The 15,994-nt window shown below is 62.4% G+C and carries 18 protein-coding genes; 5 read left to right on the top strand and 13 right to left on the bottom strand.

The features are described from left to right. Window positions 1-23: 23 nt before the first annotated feature. From PFLQ2_RS12060 to PFLQ2_RS12070, 3 genes are all read right to left on the bottom strand, one after another. The gene (locus PFLQ2_RS12060; protein WP_003182529.1) at window positions 24-950 is read right to left on the bottom strand and encodes a sugar ABC transporter substrate-binding protein; all 927 of its coding nucleotides are present in this window, start codon (window positions 948-950) and stop codon (window positions 24-26) included. A gap of 99 nt (window positions 951-1,049) precedes the next feature. Then, on the bottom strand, window positions 1,050-1,838 hold the full coding sequence (locus PFLQ2_RS12065) for a TIM barrel protein (protein ID WP_003182525.1): 789 nt from the start codon (window positions 1,836-1,838) through the stop codon (window positions 1,050-1,052). Further along, entirely contained in the window at window positions 1,835-2,857 is a 1,023-nt protein-coding gene (locus tag PFLQ2_RS12070) for a Gfo/Idh/MocA family oxidoreductase (protein WP_003182523.1), read from the bottom strand. Before PFLQ2_RS12070 ends, PFLQ2_RS12065 begins: the two co-directional genes overlap by 4 nt. A gap of 177 nt (window positions 2,858-3,034) precedes the next feature. Between PFLQ2_RS12070 and PFLQ2_RS12075 the strand changes: the two genes are divergently transcribed. Then, window positions 3,035-5,059 carry a sigma-54-dependent Fis family transcriptional regulator gene (locus PFLQ2_RS12075; RefSeq protein WP_003182522.1) on the top strand — a complete coding sequence of 675 codons (2,025 nt, stop codon included), beginning with the start codon at window positions 3,035-3,037 and terminating at the stop codon, window positions 5,057-5,059. Window positions 5,060-5,126: 67 nt separating this feature from the next. Here the strand turns inward: PFLQ2_RS12075 and dmeF are convergent, their stop codons facing one another. From dmeF to PFLQ2_RS12105, 7 genes are all read right to left on the bottom strand, one after another. Beyond that, window positions 5,127-6,044, bottom strand: a complete 918-nt coding sequence (gene dmeF / locus PFLQ2_RS12080) for a CDF family Co(II)/Ni(II) efflux transporter DmeF (RefSeq protein ID WP_003182521.1) — start codon at window positions 6,042-6,044, stop codon at window positions 5,127-5,129. Window positions 6,045-6,063: 19 nt separating this feature from the next. Further along, on the bottom strand, window positions 6,064-6,339 hold the full coding sequence (locus tag PFLQ2_RS28820) for a metal/formaldehyde-sensitive transcriptional repressor (RefSeq protein ID WP_003182519.1): 276 nt from the start codon (window positions 6,337-6,339) through the stop codon (window positions 6,064-6,066). Between the two features lie 84 nt (window positions 6,340-6,423). Beyond that, on the bottom strand, window positions 6,424-7,038 hold the full coding sequence (leuD, locus tag PFLQ2_RS12085) for a 3-isopropylmalate dehydratase small subunit (protein WP_033046095.1): 615 nt from the start codon (window positions 7,036-7,038) through the stop codon (window positions 6,424-6,426). After that, the gene (gene leuC, locus PFLQ2_RS12090) at window positions 7,038-8,456 is read right to left on the bottom strand and encodes a 3-isopropylmalate dehydratase large subunit (RefSeq protein ID WP_003182513.1); all 1,419 of its coding nucleotides are present in this window, start codon (window positions 8,454-8,456) and stop codon (window positions 7,038-7,040) included. Before leuC ends, leuD begins: the two co-directional genes overlap by 1 nt. Window positions 8,457-8,602: 146 nt before the next feature. Next, complete coding sequence (locus PFLQ2_RS12095; RefSeq protein WP_003182511.1) at window positions 8,603-9,007, bottom strand: cupin domain-containing protein; 405 nt, start codon at window positions 9,005-9,007, stop codon at window positions 8,603-8,605. Between the two features lie 295 nt (window positions 9,008-9,302). Further along, window positions 9,303-9,596 (bottom strand): putative quinol monooxygenase, encoded by a 294-nt coding sequence (locus tag PFLQ2_RS12100; RefSeq protein WP_003182510.1) that lies wholly within the window; start codon window positions 9,594-9,596, stop codon window positions 9,303-9,305. Window positions 9,597-9,718: 122 nt separating this feature from the next. Beyond that, window positions 9,719-11,152: a PLP-dependent aminotransferase family protein gene (locus PFLQ2_RS12105; protein ID WP_003182508.1), complete on the bottom strand. Its 1,434-nt coding sequence runs from the start codon at window positions 11,150-11,152 to the stop codon at window positions 9,719-9,721. A 204-nt stretch (window positions 11,153-11,356) separates the two neighbouring features. Between PFLQ2_RS12105 and PFLQ2_RS12110 the strand changes: the two genes are divergently transcribed. Further along, window positions 11,357-11,797, top strand: a complete 441-nt coding sequence (locus PFLQ2_RS12110; protein WP_003182505.1) for a carboxymuconolactone decarboxylase family protein — start codon at window positions 11,357-11,359, stop codon at window positions 11,795-11,797. Between the two features lie 129 nt (window positions 11,798-11,926). On the opposite strand, the gene PFLQ2_RS12115 is transcribed toward PFLQ2_RS12110, so the two are convergent. Then, the gene (locus PFLQ2_RS12115) at window positions 11,927-12,268 is read right to left on the bottom strand and encodes a hypothetical protein (RefSeq protein WP_033046092.1); all 342 of its coding nucleotides are present in this window, start codon (window positions 12,266-12,268) and stop codon (window positions 11,927-11,929) included. A 205-nt stretch (window positions 12,269-12,473) separates the two neighbouring features. On the opposite strand from PFLQ2_RS12115, the gene PFLQ2_RS12120 reads away from it, so the two are divergent. The 3 genes from PFLQ2_RS12120 to PFLQ2_RS12130 are packed head-to-tail and all read left to right on the top strand — an operon-like array spanning window position 12,474 to window position 14,627. Further along, window positions 12,474-13,106 carry a TonB C-terminal domain-containing protein gene (locus PFLQ2_RS12120; protein ID WP_003182501.1) on the top strand — a complete coding sequence of 211 codons (633 nt, stop codon included), beginning with the start codon at window positions 12,474-12,476 and terminating at the stop codon, window positions 13,104-13,106. Continuing rightward, complete coding sequence (locus PFLQ2_RS12125) at window positions 13,103-13,648, top strand: sigma-70 family RNA polymerase sigma factor (protein ID WP_033046090.1); 546 nt, start codon at window positions 13,103-13,105, stop codon at window positions 13,646-13,648. Before PFLQ2_RS12120 ends, PFLQ2_RS12125 begins: the two co-directional genes overlap by 4 nt. 37 nt (window positions 13,649-13,685) lie before the next feature. Then, complete coding sequence (locus PFLQ2_RS12130) at window positions 13,686-14,627, top strand: FecR family protein (RefSeq protein WP_003182497.1); 942 nt, start codon at window positions 13,686-13,688, stop codon at window positions 14,625-14,627. Between the two features lie 245 nt (window positions 14,628-14,872). Here PFLQ2_RS12130 and PFLQ2_RS12135 read toward each other — a convergent pair whose 3' ends face one another. Together PFLQ2_RS12135 and gspH are read right to left on the bottom strand one after the other, a co-directional pair. Further along, the gene (locus PFLQ2_RS12135) at window positions 14,873-15,484 is read right to left on the bottom strand and encodes a PulJ/GspJ family protein (RefSeq protein WP_003182495.1); all 612 of its coding nucleotides are present in this window, start codon (window positions 15,482-15,484) and stop codon (window positions 14,873-14,875) included. Continuing rightward, complete coding sequence (gspH, locus tag PFLQ2_RS12140) at window positions 15,481-15,933, bottom strand: type II secretion system minor pseudopilin GspH (RefSeq protein WP_003182493.1); 453 nt, start codon at window positions 15,931-15,933, stop codon at window positions 15,481-15,483. Before gspH ends, PFLQ2_RS12135 begins: the two co-directional genes overlap by 4 nt. Between the last annotated feature and the right edge of the window lie 61 nt (window positions 15,934-15,994).

Raw genomic sequence — 15,994 nt, 5'->3', positions numbered from 1 at the left:
TATTCAACACCCCAACCCCGGCGCTATTTGTAATGCTGCTCGAACACGGCCACCTGCTCCGGGGTGATCAGCTCAAAGGGCACCCAGACATCCGCCTGGACCGGTTCGCCCTTGATCATTTTGATGGCCGCTTGCAAGGCAACGGTGGCCTGGGCCTTGGGGTCCTGGAAGACCGAAGCGACCAGCATCCCGCGCTTGATCGCCGCCAGTCCGTCGGGCAGGCCGTCGATGCCGACGATCGCAATCTCGCCCTTGGCTTTGCCGGCCTGTTGGAGCGCCATGGCGGCGCCGATGGCCATCTCGTCATTGTTGGCAACGATGGCATCGAAACGGGTGCCTGCCAGTAGCCAGTTGCTGGTCAGGTCCATGCCTTTGTTGCGCTGCCATTCCGCCGTTTGCTGCTCGACGATTTTGATGCCGGGATAATCCTTGAGCACCTGTTTGACGCCCTCGGTGCGGTCATGCGTAGCGTTTTGCGCCAGGTCGCCCATGATGATCGCGAGCGTGCCCTTGCCGCCGAGTTTTTCCGCCAGATAGCGCATCTGCAATTGCCCGGCTTCAATGTCGTTGGAAGCGACCGTCACTACGCCTTTGGGCAGGACGTGTTCGTCCGGGTGACGGTTGACATAGACCAGCGGCGTCTTCGCCTCGACCGCTGAGCGGGTCATGCTGGCGGTGGCGGAGGTATCCACGGGCAAGACGATGACCGCGTCGACTTTCTGATTGAGGAAGCCCTGGACCTGATTGAGCTGACGCACCACGTCGCCCTGGGCGTCTTCGAACTGGATCTGCACGTCTTCTTTCTTGGCAGCGTCCTCCAGGCCGCGGCGGACATAGGTCATGAAGTTGTCGTCGACCCTGGCAATGCTGACGCCGATGCGATAGCTGGCGGTTGCCCATTGGCTGAAGACGAGTAGCAGTGCGGCGAAAAGAAGTGTGCTGCGACGCATGATGGTTTTCCTTTTGTTGTTATGAGTCGAAATTCATCAAGATCAAACCTGGGACCGACCGGCACGCGTTGGCTTGACGCCGCAGCGTGCCGCCGGCGCTCAATCCAGCGTGAAGGCTTGCCGAAAGCGCTCCAGTGCCACTTCGCTGTCGCCACTGGCCCAACCTTCGAGCCCGACGACACCGGTGTATCCCATGCTGAACAAAGCCTTGGCAATGGCTGGATAATGGATTTCACCGGTGCCGGGCTCTTTGCGTCCGGGGACATCGGCCACCTGGATTTCCCCGATGGCGCTGCCGGCTCGCTGAATCAGTTCGATCAGATTCCCTTCGCCGATCTGGGCGTGGTACAGGTCGAGGTTCATCTTCAGGTGCGGGCTGCCCACGGCTTCGATCAGCGCCAGGGTGTCGTCGGCGCGAGCGAACGGAGTACCGGGGTGATCGACCTCGGTATTGAGGTTTTCCAGCAGGAACACCCGGCCGGCGTCTTCACCCAGGCGAGCGATTTTTTCCAGGGTCTTGCAAGCGCTCAACCACATGCGGCCGGTGGCGTGGGCCACGGGTTTGACCGGCAAGCCCTGGTCGCCCAGGCCGGTGCCATGCAAATTGAGGCTCGGGCAATTCAATTGGGCGGCGATGGCCAGGGATTCCCGGGCGCTGTCGAGCAGGCGCTGGATGTCCTCGGGATCGGTGAGGTTGCCGCTGATGTAGCCGGTCATCGAGGTGAAGTCAGCGCCGGTGGCGACCAGGGCCGGAATGTCTTTCGTCGTCCAGTCCCAGATTTCGGCACTGAAGCCCAGCGCGTGAATACGTTTGACGCGCTCGGTGAAGGGCAGGTCGAGGAACACCATCTCGGCGCTGACGGCCAGCTTGAACGGGGTGAAACTCATGGGCGACCTCCCTGCACGCGCACGGCTTTGCCTTGCTGGAACGACTCGATGCACGCACGCGCAATAGCCAGCGCCGCCCGGGCATCTGCGCCACTGGCGAGTGGTTGTTTGCCGGTGCGCAGACAGTCCACAAAGTGGTTGAGCTCGGCCACATAGGCATCGCGCAACAAGTCAGTGTCCAGCCGCTGGGTGTCCGCCTGGATGCCATCGGCCAGATAACGAACCAGGTCTGAGTCGCTGATGCTGCCCATGCTCAGCATGCCGGCGCTGCCGAACACTTCCCCGCGCACGTCGTAGCCATAGACCGCCTGGAAATTCGCTTCGGCGGTGGCGATGGCGCCGTTGTCGAAACGGATCGTGACCACGGCGGTGTCGAGAAAGCCCTTGCTCTTGTAGTCCGGTGCGATCAGCGCGTCGGCCATGACGAAGACTTCCACGGCTTCGGCACCGGGGTTGAGATAGCGCAGGGTGTCGAAGTCATGAATCAGGGTCTCAAGGAAGATCACCCACTGCGGCGAGGCGGCTGGATTGTTCAATGCCGGATCGCGCGTCAGCGAGCGCAGAAGTTGCGGCGTTCCTATACGGCCGGCGACCACGTCCAGGTGAGCGGTCCGGAAGCTTTTGACAAAGCGGCGGTTGAAGCCGACCTGCAGCGTCACTCGTGCGTCCGCAGCCGCGGCGATGGCGCGGTCGGCTTCGTCCAGGGTGATGGCCATGGGTTTTTCACAGAACACGCCCTTGCCTGCGCGAGCGGCACTGATCACCAGTTCGGCGTGGCTGCGGGCCGGGGCGGCGATCAGCACGGCGTCGATGTCCGGATCGTCGAGCAGGTGTTGTGGATCGGTGTAGACCTGCTGCACACCCAACTCTGCCGCCAGACGCGCGGCTTGGCCGGGTGTCGGGTCGGCGATGGCGGCCAGGCAGGCCCCTGGAATATGCCTGGCGGCCGTCAGGCCATGGAAGCTGCCCATGCGGCCGGCGCCAATGAGGCCGAGGCGGATGATTTTGGTTGTATCCATGAATGACTCCCCTTTTGTTGTTATTCAGCGACTCGACGACAGACAGGCCTTCGCCGGTACAAGGCAAGGAGCAAGGGCTGTGCCATAAATTAACTTATTGATATTTAACGAATTTATTAAACGGTTTTTGAATAAGTGCGCATTTAAATGACATGTCTATACTGACATGTTGAAAATATGAACATAGGTGGCAGCGTGATCCCACAACCCACGGCCCTGAGTGTGCAGGACCTCGATTACCTCACCGGGCTCGGTCCAGCTTCGTTGAGCGAGGGTCCCATCGCTGAGCTGGAGCAGGCTTGGCGGCAATGCCTGAGCGGACAGACTGAGCGGCCAGCCAGGGTCAGGCAGGTGATCTGGAACTCCTGGTTGCGCAGTGTCGAAGCAGGCCTGGATCCGAATGACGGCGAATACCAATTCGTCGCCCCGGCTGAACTGGCCGCGACACTGGCGAGCCATCGTGTGTTGATCGCCGCCGCGGCAGAGGTGATGCGCGGCTTGTTGGCCTACAACCCCAGGGGCCATATCAACCTGACCGATGCCCAAGGCACGACACTGTATTTCTGTGGCCTGGACCTCACCCCGGTGGGCAGCCGCCTGCTGGAGTCGGTGCAAGGCACCAATTGCACGGGGCTGGCGCTGGCCGAAGACCGTTTGGTGTACGTGCTGGCCGAGGAGAATTTCGCCACCGGCTTGCGTCGTCGACGCATGCATTGCGCTGCCGCACCGATCAGGGATGCCCAGGGCCGGACACTGGCCATGCTCACCCTGACTGCCGAGCCCGGCTGGTTCCATTTCCACACGCTGGGCACCGTCCAGGCCGCTGCCGAAGCGGTCGCGCGGCAGATGGCGCTACAGGCTTTGTTGGCGGAGCAGCAAACCGTGTTGGAAGTGCTCAATGAGGGGTTGGTGGTGCTGGACGAGCGCGGCTGCATCAAGGCCCTCAACCGCTATGCCCGGCAATTGTTTCGAGTGGGCCGCGACTTGTTGGGCAGTCCGTTCCAGCGTCTGGGGCAGAGTGAATTGACCGACGAGATTCTGCTGGGCAGCGGCGAAGGTCCACGGGACCTGGACTGCATCTTCGAGCTGCATGATCGCAGCCAGTTGGCCTGCCTGGTGTCGGTGTGTTCACTGGAGCAGGGCGGGCGCATTGTTTCGCTGCGGGAGAACCGCCGTATCCGGGAAATCACCCGGCGGATCATCGGCACCCAGGCCAGCTACACCTTCGAAACCATCCAGGGCAGTTCGCGAGCGATCCTGGACGCGTTGCACCTGGGGCGGATCGCCAGTCGCAGTGACTCGACAACCCTGATCCTGGGGGAGAGCGGCACTGGCAAGGAGTTGTTTGCCCAGGCCATCCATAACGCCAGCGACCGCAGCGGCGGACCGTTCGTGGCCGTCAATTGCGGAGCGATACCGCGGGACCTGGTGCAGAGCGAATTGTTCGGTCATGTGGAAGGTGCTTTCACCGGATCGGCGCGCGGTGGATCGGCCGGCAAATTCGAATTGGCCGATGGCGGAACGATTTTCCTCGATGAAATCGGCGACATGTCGTTTGATGCCCAGGTCAGCTTGCTACGGGTCTTGCAGGAAGGCGAGGTGACGCGGGTCGGCGCGAAAAAATCCCAGCAGGTGAATGTGCGCATCATTGCCGCCACACACCGGAATCTGAGCCAGGCGGTGGCCGATGGCGCGTTCCGGGAGGACCTCTACTACCGGCTCAATGTCTTGAACCTGACGGTGCCGCCGCTGCGCATGCGTCGCGAGGACGTGCCGCTGTTGGCGCGGCATTTCCTTGGGCGATGTGCCCGCTCGCTGCGCAAATCGGTGCAGGGCATCTCGCCCGAGGCGCTGGAGATCCTGTCCGCCTATCACTGGCCGGGTAACGTGCGCGAGCTGGAAAACACCATTGAACGGGCGACGAATCTGGCGGTCACCGCACTCATCCAACCGAGTGATCTTCCGCTGGAAATCAAGCAGGCGCTGCGATCATCGGCGCCGGGCGTTGTGCCTGGACCCAGGACAACCCTGGACCTGAGTGCCCACGAAATGAACGCGATCATCGCCGCCCTGAAGGACACCGGCGGCAACATCCGCCTGGCCGCCAGACAGCTCAACGTTTCCCGTGGCGGGCTGTACAACAAGATGAATCGGTTCGGATTGAATGCCGATGCTTTCCGTTCAGGCGCGAGTGTTCTCTGAGGTGATGATTTGGACACGCATCATCACCTGAAAGGCCGGCACATCGCCGTGGTGCGCCGGCCATTTTTCAGAGCGATCGAAACTCGACCGTCAGATGACTGATTTCGTGAACGGGCTTGAGACGTCCCCGAATGCTCTCGGCGTTCGCAGTGGCCTCTCCCAGGACACTGACGATGGCTGCATGGGCTTGCGGACCAATCCGCCAGACGTGCAAGTCGGTGACGGTGGCGTCCCCCGGTTTCTCGACCAGTTCGCGGATTTCCTCGGCCACGTGCGCATCGGTCTGATCCAGCAGTACGCCAGCCGTGACGCCCATCAGGGTCCAGGCCCAGCGCGCAATGACGATGGCGCCGACGATGCCCATGACCGGATCCAGCCACACCCAACCCAGGTACCGGCCGGCGAGCAGCGCGGCAATGGCCAGGACAGACGTCAGTGCGTCTGCGACGACGTGGACATACGCCGATTTCAGGTTGTTGTCATGCCCGTGGTGGGCATGGTCATGATCGTCATGATCGTGCCCATGGCTGTGTCCGTGGCCCAGCAGCAGGGCGCTGATAATGTTGACGATCAAACCGGCAATCGCGATGAGCGTAGCGGTACCGAACTGGACCTGCGTTGGTTGCAGGAGGCGCATGACAGACTCAACGCCAATGCCCAGGGAAACCATGCCGAGAATTAGTGCCGAGGCGAACCCGCCCAGGTCTCCGACCTTCCCGGTGCCGAAACTGTAGTGCTGGCTGCGAGCGTGGCGTTTCGCGTATCCGTAGGCGAACGCCGCGATGCCCAATGCGCCGGCATGGGTTGCCATATGAAAACCGTCGGCCAGCAATGCCATCGAACCGGTGATATAGCCGGCGGTGATTTCGCCCACCATCATCACGACGGTCAGTGCCACGACCCAAAGCGTACGCTTGGCATTTTCGTCATGGGCCGAGCCAAGGAACACATGGTCATGTATGTGGGGGTGACGGGTGCTGTTCATGAGTCGTACCTTGAGGCGTTCACTTGGAATAGCGGCGAATGGCTTCGAGAAGTTCCTCGACGCCCTTGTTGCGCTGCGCTTCGCTGAGAGCAGGATTGGCGACATGTTCGCGCGCATGTTCCTCGATGATTTCTTCCATCAAGCCGTTGATGGCTCCGCGAGTGGCGGCGACAAGGTGCAGTGTTCTGGCGCAATCGAGATCCGACTCCAAAGCCCGTTCAACGGCTTGGATTTGTCCGGCGATACGTTTTACACGTTTGAGAAGATCGTCTTTGTTGGCTGCGATATGGCCCATGGGATACCCCCGTCGATGCGTTGCACATGATAGGGGTACCCCCTATACCTATGCAACTGGTCGGGCGGCGGCGGAGAGAAACAATCAGCGCAACCAGGGATTTTCCTTCAAGTGCAGCGCCTCGAACGCCCGTATCGCCTCAGCCTTGTGCAACGTCCGACCGATCGCATCGAGCCCGTCCAGCAGCGCCTGCTTGCGCAACTGATCGATGGCAAATTCAACGACGGTGCCGTCGCTCAGGCGGATGCACTGCGCCGGTAGGTCGATGTGTATTTCGGCGCTATGCGCTTGCGATATCGCTTCCATGACCCGGTCATGCTGGACGGCGTCGAGTTCAATCAGCAGGACCCCGTTGCGCTGGCAATTATCGTAGAAGATGCCCGCGAAGCGCGTGCCGATCAGCGCGCGTATGCCCATCTGCTTGAGCCCCCACACGGCATGTTCGCGGCTGGACCCGCAGCCGAAGTTCGGCCCGACCACGAGGAAACGTGCGTCCTGCCAACCCGGGCGATTGAGGATGAAAACCGGATCTGGCGCGCCGTCCGGCAGCCAGCGAAGGTCAAAGAACAGTCCGCGATCCAGGCCATTGCGGTCGATGCCTTTGAGAAACTGTTTGGGCATGATCACGTCGGTGTCGACATTCGCGGCGGGGAAGGGAGCGGCGATGCCGGACACAGTGATAAAAGGTTCCATGATCATTACTCCTGATTCAAGCTACGTACGTCGGTGAGATGGCCGGTCAAGGCAGCAGCGGCCACCATGATCGGACTCATGAGGTGCGTGCGTGCTCCGGCGCCCTGGCGGCCTTCGAAGTTCCTGTTGGTGCTGGAGGCGCAGCGATCACCAGGGGCGAGCACGTCGTCGTTCATTGCCAGGCACATGGAGCAGCCCGACTGCCGCCATTCGAATCCTGCCTGGCGAAAAATATCCGCCAGGCCTTCTGCCTCCGCTTGGGCTCGCACCTGCGTTGATCCGGGCACGATCATGGCTCGCACCCCAGCGGCAACCTGCCGCCCCCGGACAATGGCTGCAACGTTGCGCAGGTCCTCGATGCGCGCATTCGTACAAGATCCGATGAAGGCATGGCTGATGGCGATATCTGTCAGGGGCTGGCCTGGGTGCAGGCCCATGTAGCGCAGGGCACGTTGTAGGTCGGCACGGCGGATGAGGTCGGGTTCGGCCATTGGATCAGGCACCGCGTCGCCTATGGGCGCGGCCTGGTCCGGGCTGGTGCCCCAGCTCACCATGGGTTGCAAGCGACTGGCGTCCAGCGTCACTTCGCGGTCGAACAGCGCGCCCTCGTCACTGCGAAGTTCGCGCCATCGGTGCAACGCCTGCTCCCAGCACTGGCCCTTCGGCACGCGTGGTTTGCTGGCGAGGTACGCAAACACCTTGTCGTCCGGTGCCATGAAAGCACCTCGGGCACCGGCTTCGACGGCCATGTTGCACACCGTCATCCGAGCTTCAACGCTGAGTGCGGCGATGGCCGGGCCGGTAAACTCGATGACATAGCCCGTTGCGCCGTCAGCGCCGATCGACTCGATCAAAGCCATCACCATGTCCTTTGATTCGACCCCCGGATCCAGCACACCGTGGACCGTCACGCGCAGCGTCTTGAGACGCTTGTAGACCAGCGTCTGGGTGGCCAGCAGATGTTCTATTTCCGACGTCCCGATCCCGAAGCCAAATGCGCCCAATGCGCCGTAGGTCGTGGTATGGCTGTCTCCTGCAGCGACCACCATGCCGGGCAGGATGAAGCCCTGTTCCGGCGCGACGACGTGTTCGATTCCTTGCCGGGCATCGAGAATGTCGAACAACTCGATACCGAAGTCCGCGCAGTTTTCCGCCAGATAACTGACTTGGCGAGCGCCGCCTGCATCGGCCATCGCCACGGTGCGTGTCGGCGCCGTGGGGTTGACGTGATCGACGACGGCTAACGCGCTCTGGGGGCGCCAGACCGGACGATTGGCTTCCCGTAGCCCGGTGAATGCCTGCGGGCTGGTGTACTCGTTGAGTACTTGTCGGTCTATGTAGAGCAGCAGATGGTCGTCATCGTCGAGGCGGCAGACGGTGTGAGAGTCCAGAAATTTGTCGTAGAGGGTGCGAGGCGTATTCATGAAGGTCCGGACACTTGTAGAGGCGGGGACTCGATACTCCGGCCCAAGCGCAGGCTCGATCAATCGCCAGGCTGTGAAACCACACTTCATGAAGTGTGTTTGATGCGGTGAGCCTCGCCCCACCGCCACAGGCTGACGCGGGTCGGTCAGTTCTTCAATGGGATCAGCACCGCTTCTTTTTCACCCATGACCATGAACACCAGCAGTTTGGCCGGTTGGGTCGCGCTGGCGTTTTTGGAGACGAGGTGCTCGGAGCCTGCCGCTTCGTACCAGTATTGCCCGGCCTTGTAGGTGACCGCAGGCTCGCCCTTGACCTGTGAGGTGATGGCGCCTTCGAGCACGTAGGCCATGGCTGTGCCTTCATGTTTGTGGGCGATGGATGATTGGCCGGGGCCATAGTCGACGGTCAGCATCATGGCTTTTTTACCGGGCAGGTTTTTCAGCATTTTTTCCTGCAATACCGAGACTTTCTCCGAAGGGGCGGCTTCGTGGGCATAGACCTGGGCGACGGGCAGCAGGCTGAGGGCAGTGATCAGATAGAGGGCTTTCATGGCGGGTGACCTTCATGGATGGTTGGGTGGATGCGCGTTGCGCGGCGACAGGTACAACCCTAAGGCCGGCACTGGGGCAAGCAAACGTCCAATTTTTCGGAAGGTGGGGAGACCAATGTGGCTACCAAGCTATAACTGACTGGCCTGTAGCGTTGTGGCGAGGGAGCTTGCTCCCGCTGGGTGGCGAAGCCGCCCTCCAAGGGGCCGAGTCCACATTTCGCAGGACGGCTGGGGCGCCTGCTGCGCAGCCGAGCGGGAGCAAGCTCCCTCGCCACGGGAACAGTGTTGGGGCGTCTCAGACAACCGGAAAACTATTGAAATCCACGCTCCGGGCCAGGCGGTTGTCGATCAGGCTGATGAAGCCTTGGACCTCGGGACAGTTGAAGTGGGCCTGCATCGCCGCTTCCGATTGCCAGCGGGCGCTGACGCTCCAGCGGTCGCTATCCTCCGGGCAGCGGTCGACCATGTAGGCGTCGCAGCCGGGCAGCGCCCGCAGCGTGTCGACGATTTGCTGCAACTGCCGGCCCAGTTCTTCCGAGCGGCCGGCGGCGGCCTGTACCTGTACGGTGTTGATCACTTGGCGAGACATTGTCCAGGCTCCTGAATCAAGTCGAACGGGTTTGCTCAATTATCGATGCCACCGGTGCAGGATAGGCTTGCCGGGGCGACGCTCAAACAGCCAATGGGCGGAAAAACACCCACTCCAATCGGTCAGGTGACCTGCTGCAAAATGTCCCGCAAACGGTCCAGGGCGATATCGATGTCGAGGGTTTCGATCGCTCCGAAACCGAAGAACAGCCCAGGTCGCACCGGGACATCATTGAAGAAACCCGCGAGGCTGTAGAGCCCGACTTCGACTTTTTTCGCCAGCTCGATCACCAGCGCCAGGTCTATCGGTACCTTGCACAGCACCGCCATATGGAAGCCGGCGGTGGTAGGCACGGCCTCGAACCAGGGCGACAGGTCACCGGCCATGCGTGCCAGGATCCGCTCGCGCCGGCCGGCATACAGGGTATGACAGCGGCGGATGTGCTTGAGCAGGCAGCCCTCGGCGATGAACTTGGCCAGCGCCCATTGGGGCAGGGTGGAGGTGTGCTGGTCGGTCAGGCGCTTGGCCAGGATCACCGCTTCGAGAATGGCCGGTGGCAGGATCGCGTAGCCGAGCCGCAGCTCTGGCAGCAAGGTCTTGGAGAACGTGCCGACGTAGGCCACGATGCCACGCTCATCAAGACTTTGCAGGGAGTCGGCAGGCCGGCCTTCGTAGCGGAACTCACTGTCGTAATCGTCTTCGATGATGATCGCGCCCAACTCATAGGCCCGTGCCAACAGGGCCTCACGGCGCGCCTGGCTCATGGGCATGCCCAGGGGGAACTGGTGGGAGGGCGTGACATAAATCAGCCGCGTGCCATCGGGAATCAGGTCCACCCGCATGCCTTGTTCATCCACCGGCACCCCGGCCACCGTGGCGCCCTGGGAGCCGAACAACAACCGTGCCGGCGGATAGCCCGGGTCTTCCATGGCCACGAGGCTGCCGGGGCGGGTCAATACCCGAGCGATCAGGTCCAGGGCTTGCTGCGCGCCATTGCACACCACCACGTCTTCGTCCTGGCAATTGACCCCGCGGGAAAACGCGATGTGTCGCGCGATGGCATTGCGCAGCGCCGGCAAGCCTTCCGGCTGGCTGTAGAAGCCCTTGGCGCTGGCGATCTGGCGCAGTGCATGGGCGGTGCAGCGCCGCCAGTCATCCAGCGGGAACTGGCCCTTGCCGGTGGCGCCACCAATGAAGTCATAGCGCAACGCACCCTCGCTGGTGGGATGGCGCAGCAGGTCCGGCATGTTGCGCCAGGCCTCGACAACATCGGCACCGGCCAGCTCGCGGTGGCTCTGTTTACGCACGATCCTGGCCGGCCGTGCATTGACATAAGTGCCCTTGCCGATGATGCCGGTGAGATAACTTTCGTAAGTCAGTTGGGCGTAGGTGTCGGAAACAGTCTTGCGCGAAACGCCCAGTTGTTCGGCCAGCAGGCGGCTGGGGGGCAGTTGCGTGCCGGCGGCCAGGCGACCGCTTTCGATGGCGCTGCGCAACTGCTGGTACAACTGGCCCGCCAGGTCCTTGCGGCCGTTGATGACAACATGAAGTTCCATAACCGCAAGCTCCCGGGCGATTGTTTGACGGCCAGCGTCAAAGGCGCAAGATTACTCGTATTGTGCAGCGGCGCAGAAGTTGCGTGGAGAAAAACCCGCTCATTGGTCTTTTGCGGCGTGGCTCCGGTTTTTTCGCCAAATTGGAGCTGTCGCGGGTGGCTTGCAGGGCCTACCGTGAACGTCCTGATCGTCACGGAGCCAGCCATGAGCAAGCGTCTGGATTATTACAATGCGTCCCCCGGGGCGATGAAAGCCATGATCGGCCTGGAAGCCCTGGTCAGTCGCCTGAGCATCGAACCGGCGCTGCTGCACCTGATCAAGATTCGCGCCTCGCAACTCAACGGCTGTGCTTTCTGCACCGACATGCATTCGTTGGAGGCGCGCAGCCAGGGCGAAACCGAACGGCGCCTGTACGCGGTGGTGGTGTGGCGTGACAGCGGCTTCTTTTCCCCCCGCGAACGCGCGGCCCTGGCTTGGACCGAAGCGGTGACGCTGTTGGCCGAAAGCCAGGTGCCCGACGACGTCTATGCCCTGGCTCGTGCCAGCTTCAGCGAAGAAGAACTGGTGGACCTGACGCTGGCGATCAGCACCATCAACAGCTGGAACCGGCTGGCGGTGAGCTTTCGCCAGAGTCCCAGCGGCTGATCCCCAGGGTCATACCAGACAAATCCCGTGGCGAGGGAGCTTGCTCCCGCTCGGTTGCGCAGCGACCGCTCTCTTTTGGGGCCGCTGCGCTGCCCAGCGGGAGCAAGCTCCCTCGCCACAAGAGCCCCCTCACTTGGTCAATGGCGAGGTACTCGCAGGCGTCGGTGGCCGTTGAGGCTTGACCGAAGTGCCGAACGTGTTGCCCATGCGCACGCCAGTGGCCGCCGGGGTTGCCAGGCCGATGCTGTTCGGCGCGCGTTCGTTGACCGGCACATTCAGGGCATCTTGCGTGCGTTGTGCGGCAGACGCGGCCTGTGGGTCGTTGCCCATTTGCCGGCTCAGGCAATGGTAGTCCGGGGTCTTGTAGCCACCGACGGTCACCTCGATACACGCCGGCGCCTCTTCGCCTTGGGCCCAGGGCAGGGCCATGAGCAGTCCGAGGCCCGCCGTCATGCGCATCCACTTTTTCATCATCGACCTCCTGGCCCGCCACGTGGGACGGTTCGTTGTCAGGGCATCAGTCTAGTGCGGTCCGGTGGATTTGTAGCGGTTGTCATACGACATTCATAAACAGCCCTCAGGATGACGCTTTTCAACGGATACGTCAGTCGTGCAGCAGGGCAGAGCCGGGGGCGGACGCAGGCGTGGTTGGACTGGGGCGCCGTGGGCCTGGCTGATGGTGTCGCTGTGCCTGCTGGCTGGGTCGGTCCAGGCCGAGGACCTGGTGGACCTGGACATTGAACCTCAAGAATTGGCCACCGCGTTGGAGCAATTCAGTCGCGCAACCGGCATGGCGGTGCTGGTGGACCGCCAGTTATCGGGCCAGCGTCATACGCTGGGGGTCCAGGGGCGATTCACACCTTCGCAAGGGCTGAACGTGCTGCTTGGCGGCACCGGGCTTGTGGCGCAATACGCCCGGGTAGATGCATTTACCTTGCAACCGGTGCGGGTCCGCGAAGTGCCACTGCCTCCCGGTGTCAGCCCCGGCTTGAGCGACAGCAATTACGCGGCAGCGATCCAGGCGGTTATCCAGCGCAACTTGTGTCGATCGGCGTTGACGCGCCCGGGCAGTTTCCGCGCCGTGCTGCAGGTGTGGATCGGCCGTGATGGCGTGATCCAGCACAGCCGCCTGGTCAGTCCCACGGGTGATCAGATGCGCGACAAGGCCTTGGTCAACAGCTTGCAAAACCTCAGGATCGATCGTCCGGCGCCGAGTTCGTTGCGCCAGCCGGTGACCCTGCTTTTGTTACCCGACTCATCAGGAAGACGCATGGAATGCACAACAGGGGAAGGGGTGTCGGGGCGATGAAGGACACCGGTCGCAGCCCATTGGTCAAGTTGTTCCTGAGCTCCTACGAGGATTTCAAATCACGCTTGCGCAAGCGCCTGGGTTCCGAAGAACTGGCCAACGATGTGCTGCACGAAACCTACTTGCGTGTCGATCGCATGGTCGACACGCAGGACATCGCCCAGCCCAACGCCTATTTGTATCGAATGGCCCTGAACATCGCCGCCGACCGTCGGCAAGCCGATGCGCGTCTGCTCACCGGCGACGAGGTCGAGGAGCTTCTGCATGTCTCGGATGAAGCGTTGGATCCGGCGCGTGTGGTGGGCGGGCAAAGGGAACTGCAAGTGCTGCTCAAGGCGTTGTATGAATTGCCGGCGCGCCGTCGCAGGATCTTCATCGCGGCGCGCCTGGAGGAGGCGCCGCATCTGGAAATTTCCCAGCGATTCGGCATTTCCACGCGCATGGTAGAGAAGGAAATCAAGGCTGCGCTGGGCCATTGCGCCCTGCGCCTGGAAAGAAAAGTCATTCAACGGTTCGGTCCCGGTGCGGGAAAACCGTCTTGAGAGTAGAGAACCGATCAATTGGTGAGTGTGCGTGCGCTTGAACATCTTCAGCATCACTTCCCCTGACGCCATGCCTGCGGCCCGATTGGCCGATGAAGCCCGTGACTGGCTGATTCTGCTGACCTCGGGGCGGGCCACCGTGGCCGACGCCCAGGCCTTGCGCCAGTGGTGCGGGCAGAGCCCCGAACATGCGCAGGCCTTTGCACAGGCCAAGGTCCTGTGGCAGGAACTCCGACCGGCCGCCGCTGCGTTGCAGGCACCTCGGCCGTTCGGCCGCCGGGCATTGCTGGCGGGGGCAATCGCGGCGTCGGCCGGTTTCCTGTTGATCCGTATCACGGTGCCCGGTGGCGTGTCCGGGCTGGGCGCTGACTACATCACCGAAGTCGGCGAGCAGCGTCGCGTGGAACTGGCCGAGGGCGTCAGCCTGGAGCTCAACACCCAGACCCGCCTCAGCCGCCGTGCGCTGGACGATGGCGGCCAAGGGGTGGAATTGCTCAGTGGCGAGATCGAGGTCCAAGGGCGCAATGCACAGGTGGTCAGCGTCCAGGCTGGTGCTGGCTGGATCAGCGCCGCCCGGGCACGGTTCAATGTCCGCTACACCGACCAGAGCGTTTGTGCGACATGCCTGGAAGGCGTGGTGCAAGTGGCGGTGCAAGGCCAGCGCTTTCGCCTGGAGCCGGGCATGCAGTTGATCTACGACAGTGGCCGGGTGGGCAGCCCTCGTCATGCCGATGTATCGGCCGCCATTGCCTGGCGCGAGCAGGTGCTGGTGTTCAACGACGCAACGCTGGCCAGCGTCGTCGACGAAATCAACCGCTACCGTCCGGGCATGCTGCTATTGCTCAATCGCGAACTGGGCCTGCGCAAGGTCCAGGCGCGCTTTCGCCTCGATCAACTGGCCGGCGTGGCCCTGCTGATCCGCGATGCCTACGGCGCCAAATGCACCGAGTTGCCGGGTGGGGTGGTGGTGCTGAGTTGAGCCACGCGCGGCCTGGGTGGCCTCATCGCGAGCAAGCTCCCACAGGATCGTTGGGCTTGCCCAGATATCGACCGACTACAAATCCCCTGTGGGAGCGAGCTTGCTCGCGAAGGCGGCATAACAGACGGCATTGATATCGAACCTGCTTGCCTCTTCGCGAGCAAGCTCGCTCCCACTGGGTTTGTGCATGTTCTCGGATATGAGGCCCGCCTCGGGCCTTCCTGCTGGCGCTATGTCGGTTCGACTTATTCCAACGGCCCCAGCACTTGCCGGTATTTTTCGGTGCCCTGGGGTGTCTGGCGGGTCAGGCTGATTTCGAGGCCTGCCGGATTCTCCTGGCGATTGCCACTGAGCTTGCGCCAGCCTTTTTCCTTGTCCCAGAACCGCAGCGCGGCGTCATTGACGTCGTTGAGCACGGCCACCCCTGGACCAGGCGCAGGCAATGGATAACGGTCGCGGGCCTGGCCCTGGGCACGGTACAGAGTGTCGCCCTTCAGCCACCAGCGTACCCGTTGCAACTCGCCTTCCCGTGTCGCCCCCACCCGGATTACGTCCAGGCGAAACCCCCGGCCTTCGGCGCTGCGCACCGTAAGGGCGGGCGGGGCTGTGGAGGGCGCGTCGTCGACGCCGGGTTTTGCCGGTTCGCTCAGCTCGGTACTGGCGCGCAGGGCCACGTCGCGCTCCAGTTGGTTCAACACCCGCAGCAAGGCTTCGGTCTGCTCGGTGCTGGCCTGCAAGTGGCTGTCGGCGCGGGTGACGCTGTCCAACCCGCGCCAGGCAATCAGGCTGACCACCGCCATCAGCAAAATAGCCACCATGACTTCAAGCAAGGTGAAGCCTGTCTGCCGGGCGCTCATTGGACCTGCACCCGTCCGGCGGCGCTGCGTTGCACATTGAGGCTGTTCTGACCGTCCGAAAGTCGGATTTGCAAAGGCTCGCCGATCCATTCGGCACTCAACACGACCCGCTGCCCAGGCTCCACGCGAACCTGCATCGTCGGGCTCTGCCAGCGACGTGAATGCAGCTGCGGGTCGTCCTTGAAACGATCCAGTCCCGTCCCCTGATCGGCACGGCGACTGAAGCCGAACCCTTTGGCATCCCAGCGCCAGGTAATCGCCCGGCCGTCGGTGCGGGCTTCGGTCTGTGCCAGTTGCAACAGCTGCACCAGTCGTTCGGCGTCCTGGCGCAACAGTTTCAGCGGGTCGGGCTTGATGCTCAAGCTCACGGCGGCGCTGGCGATGCCGATGATCACCAGTACCACCATCAATTCGATCAGGGTGAAACCGTGTTGCCGGGCCCGGGCCATAGCGCGCTCCTTTGCGTCCAGGCCATCCTGCACGGCGAAGATGATAAGCGTGTGAAATAAA

This window comes from Pseudomonas fluorescens Q2-87 (genome assembly GCF_000281895.1).
In the GTDB taxonomy this organism is placed as follows: Bacteria; Pseudomonadota; Gammaproteobacteria; order Pseudomonadales; family Pseudomonadaceae; genus Aquipseudomonas; species Aquipseudomonas fluorescens_S.
Note: the sequence above shows the minus strand (reverse complement) of the source record. Positions and strands in the feature narration are given on the sequence as shown.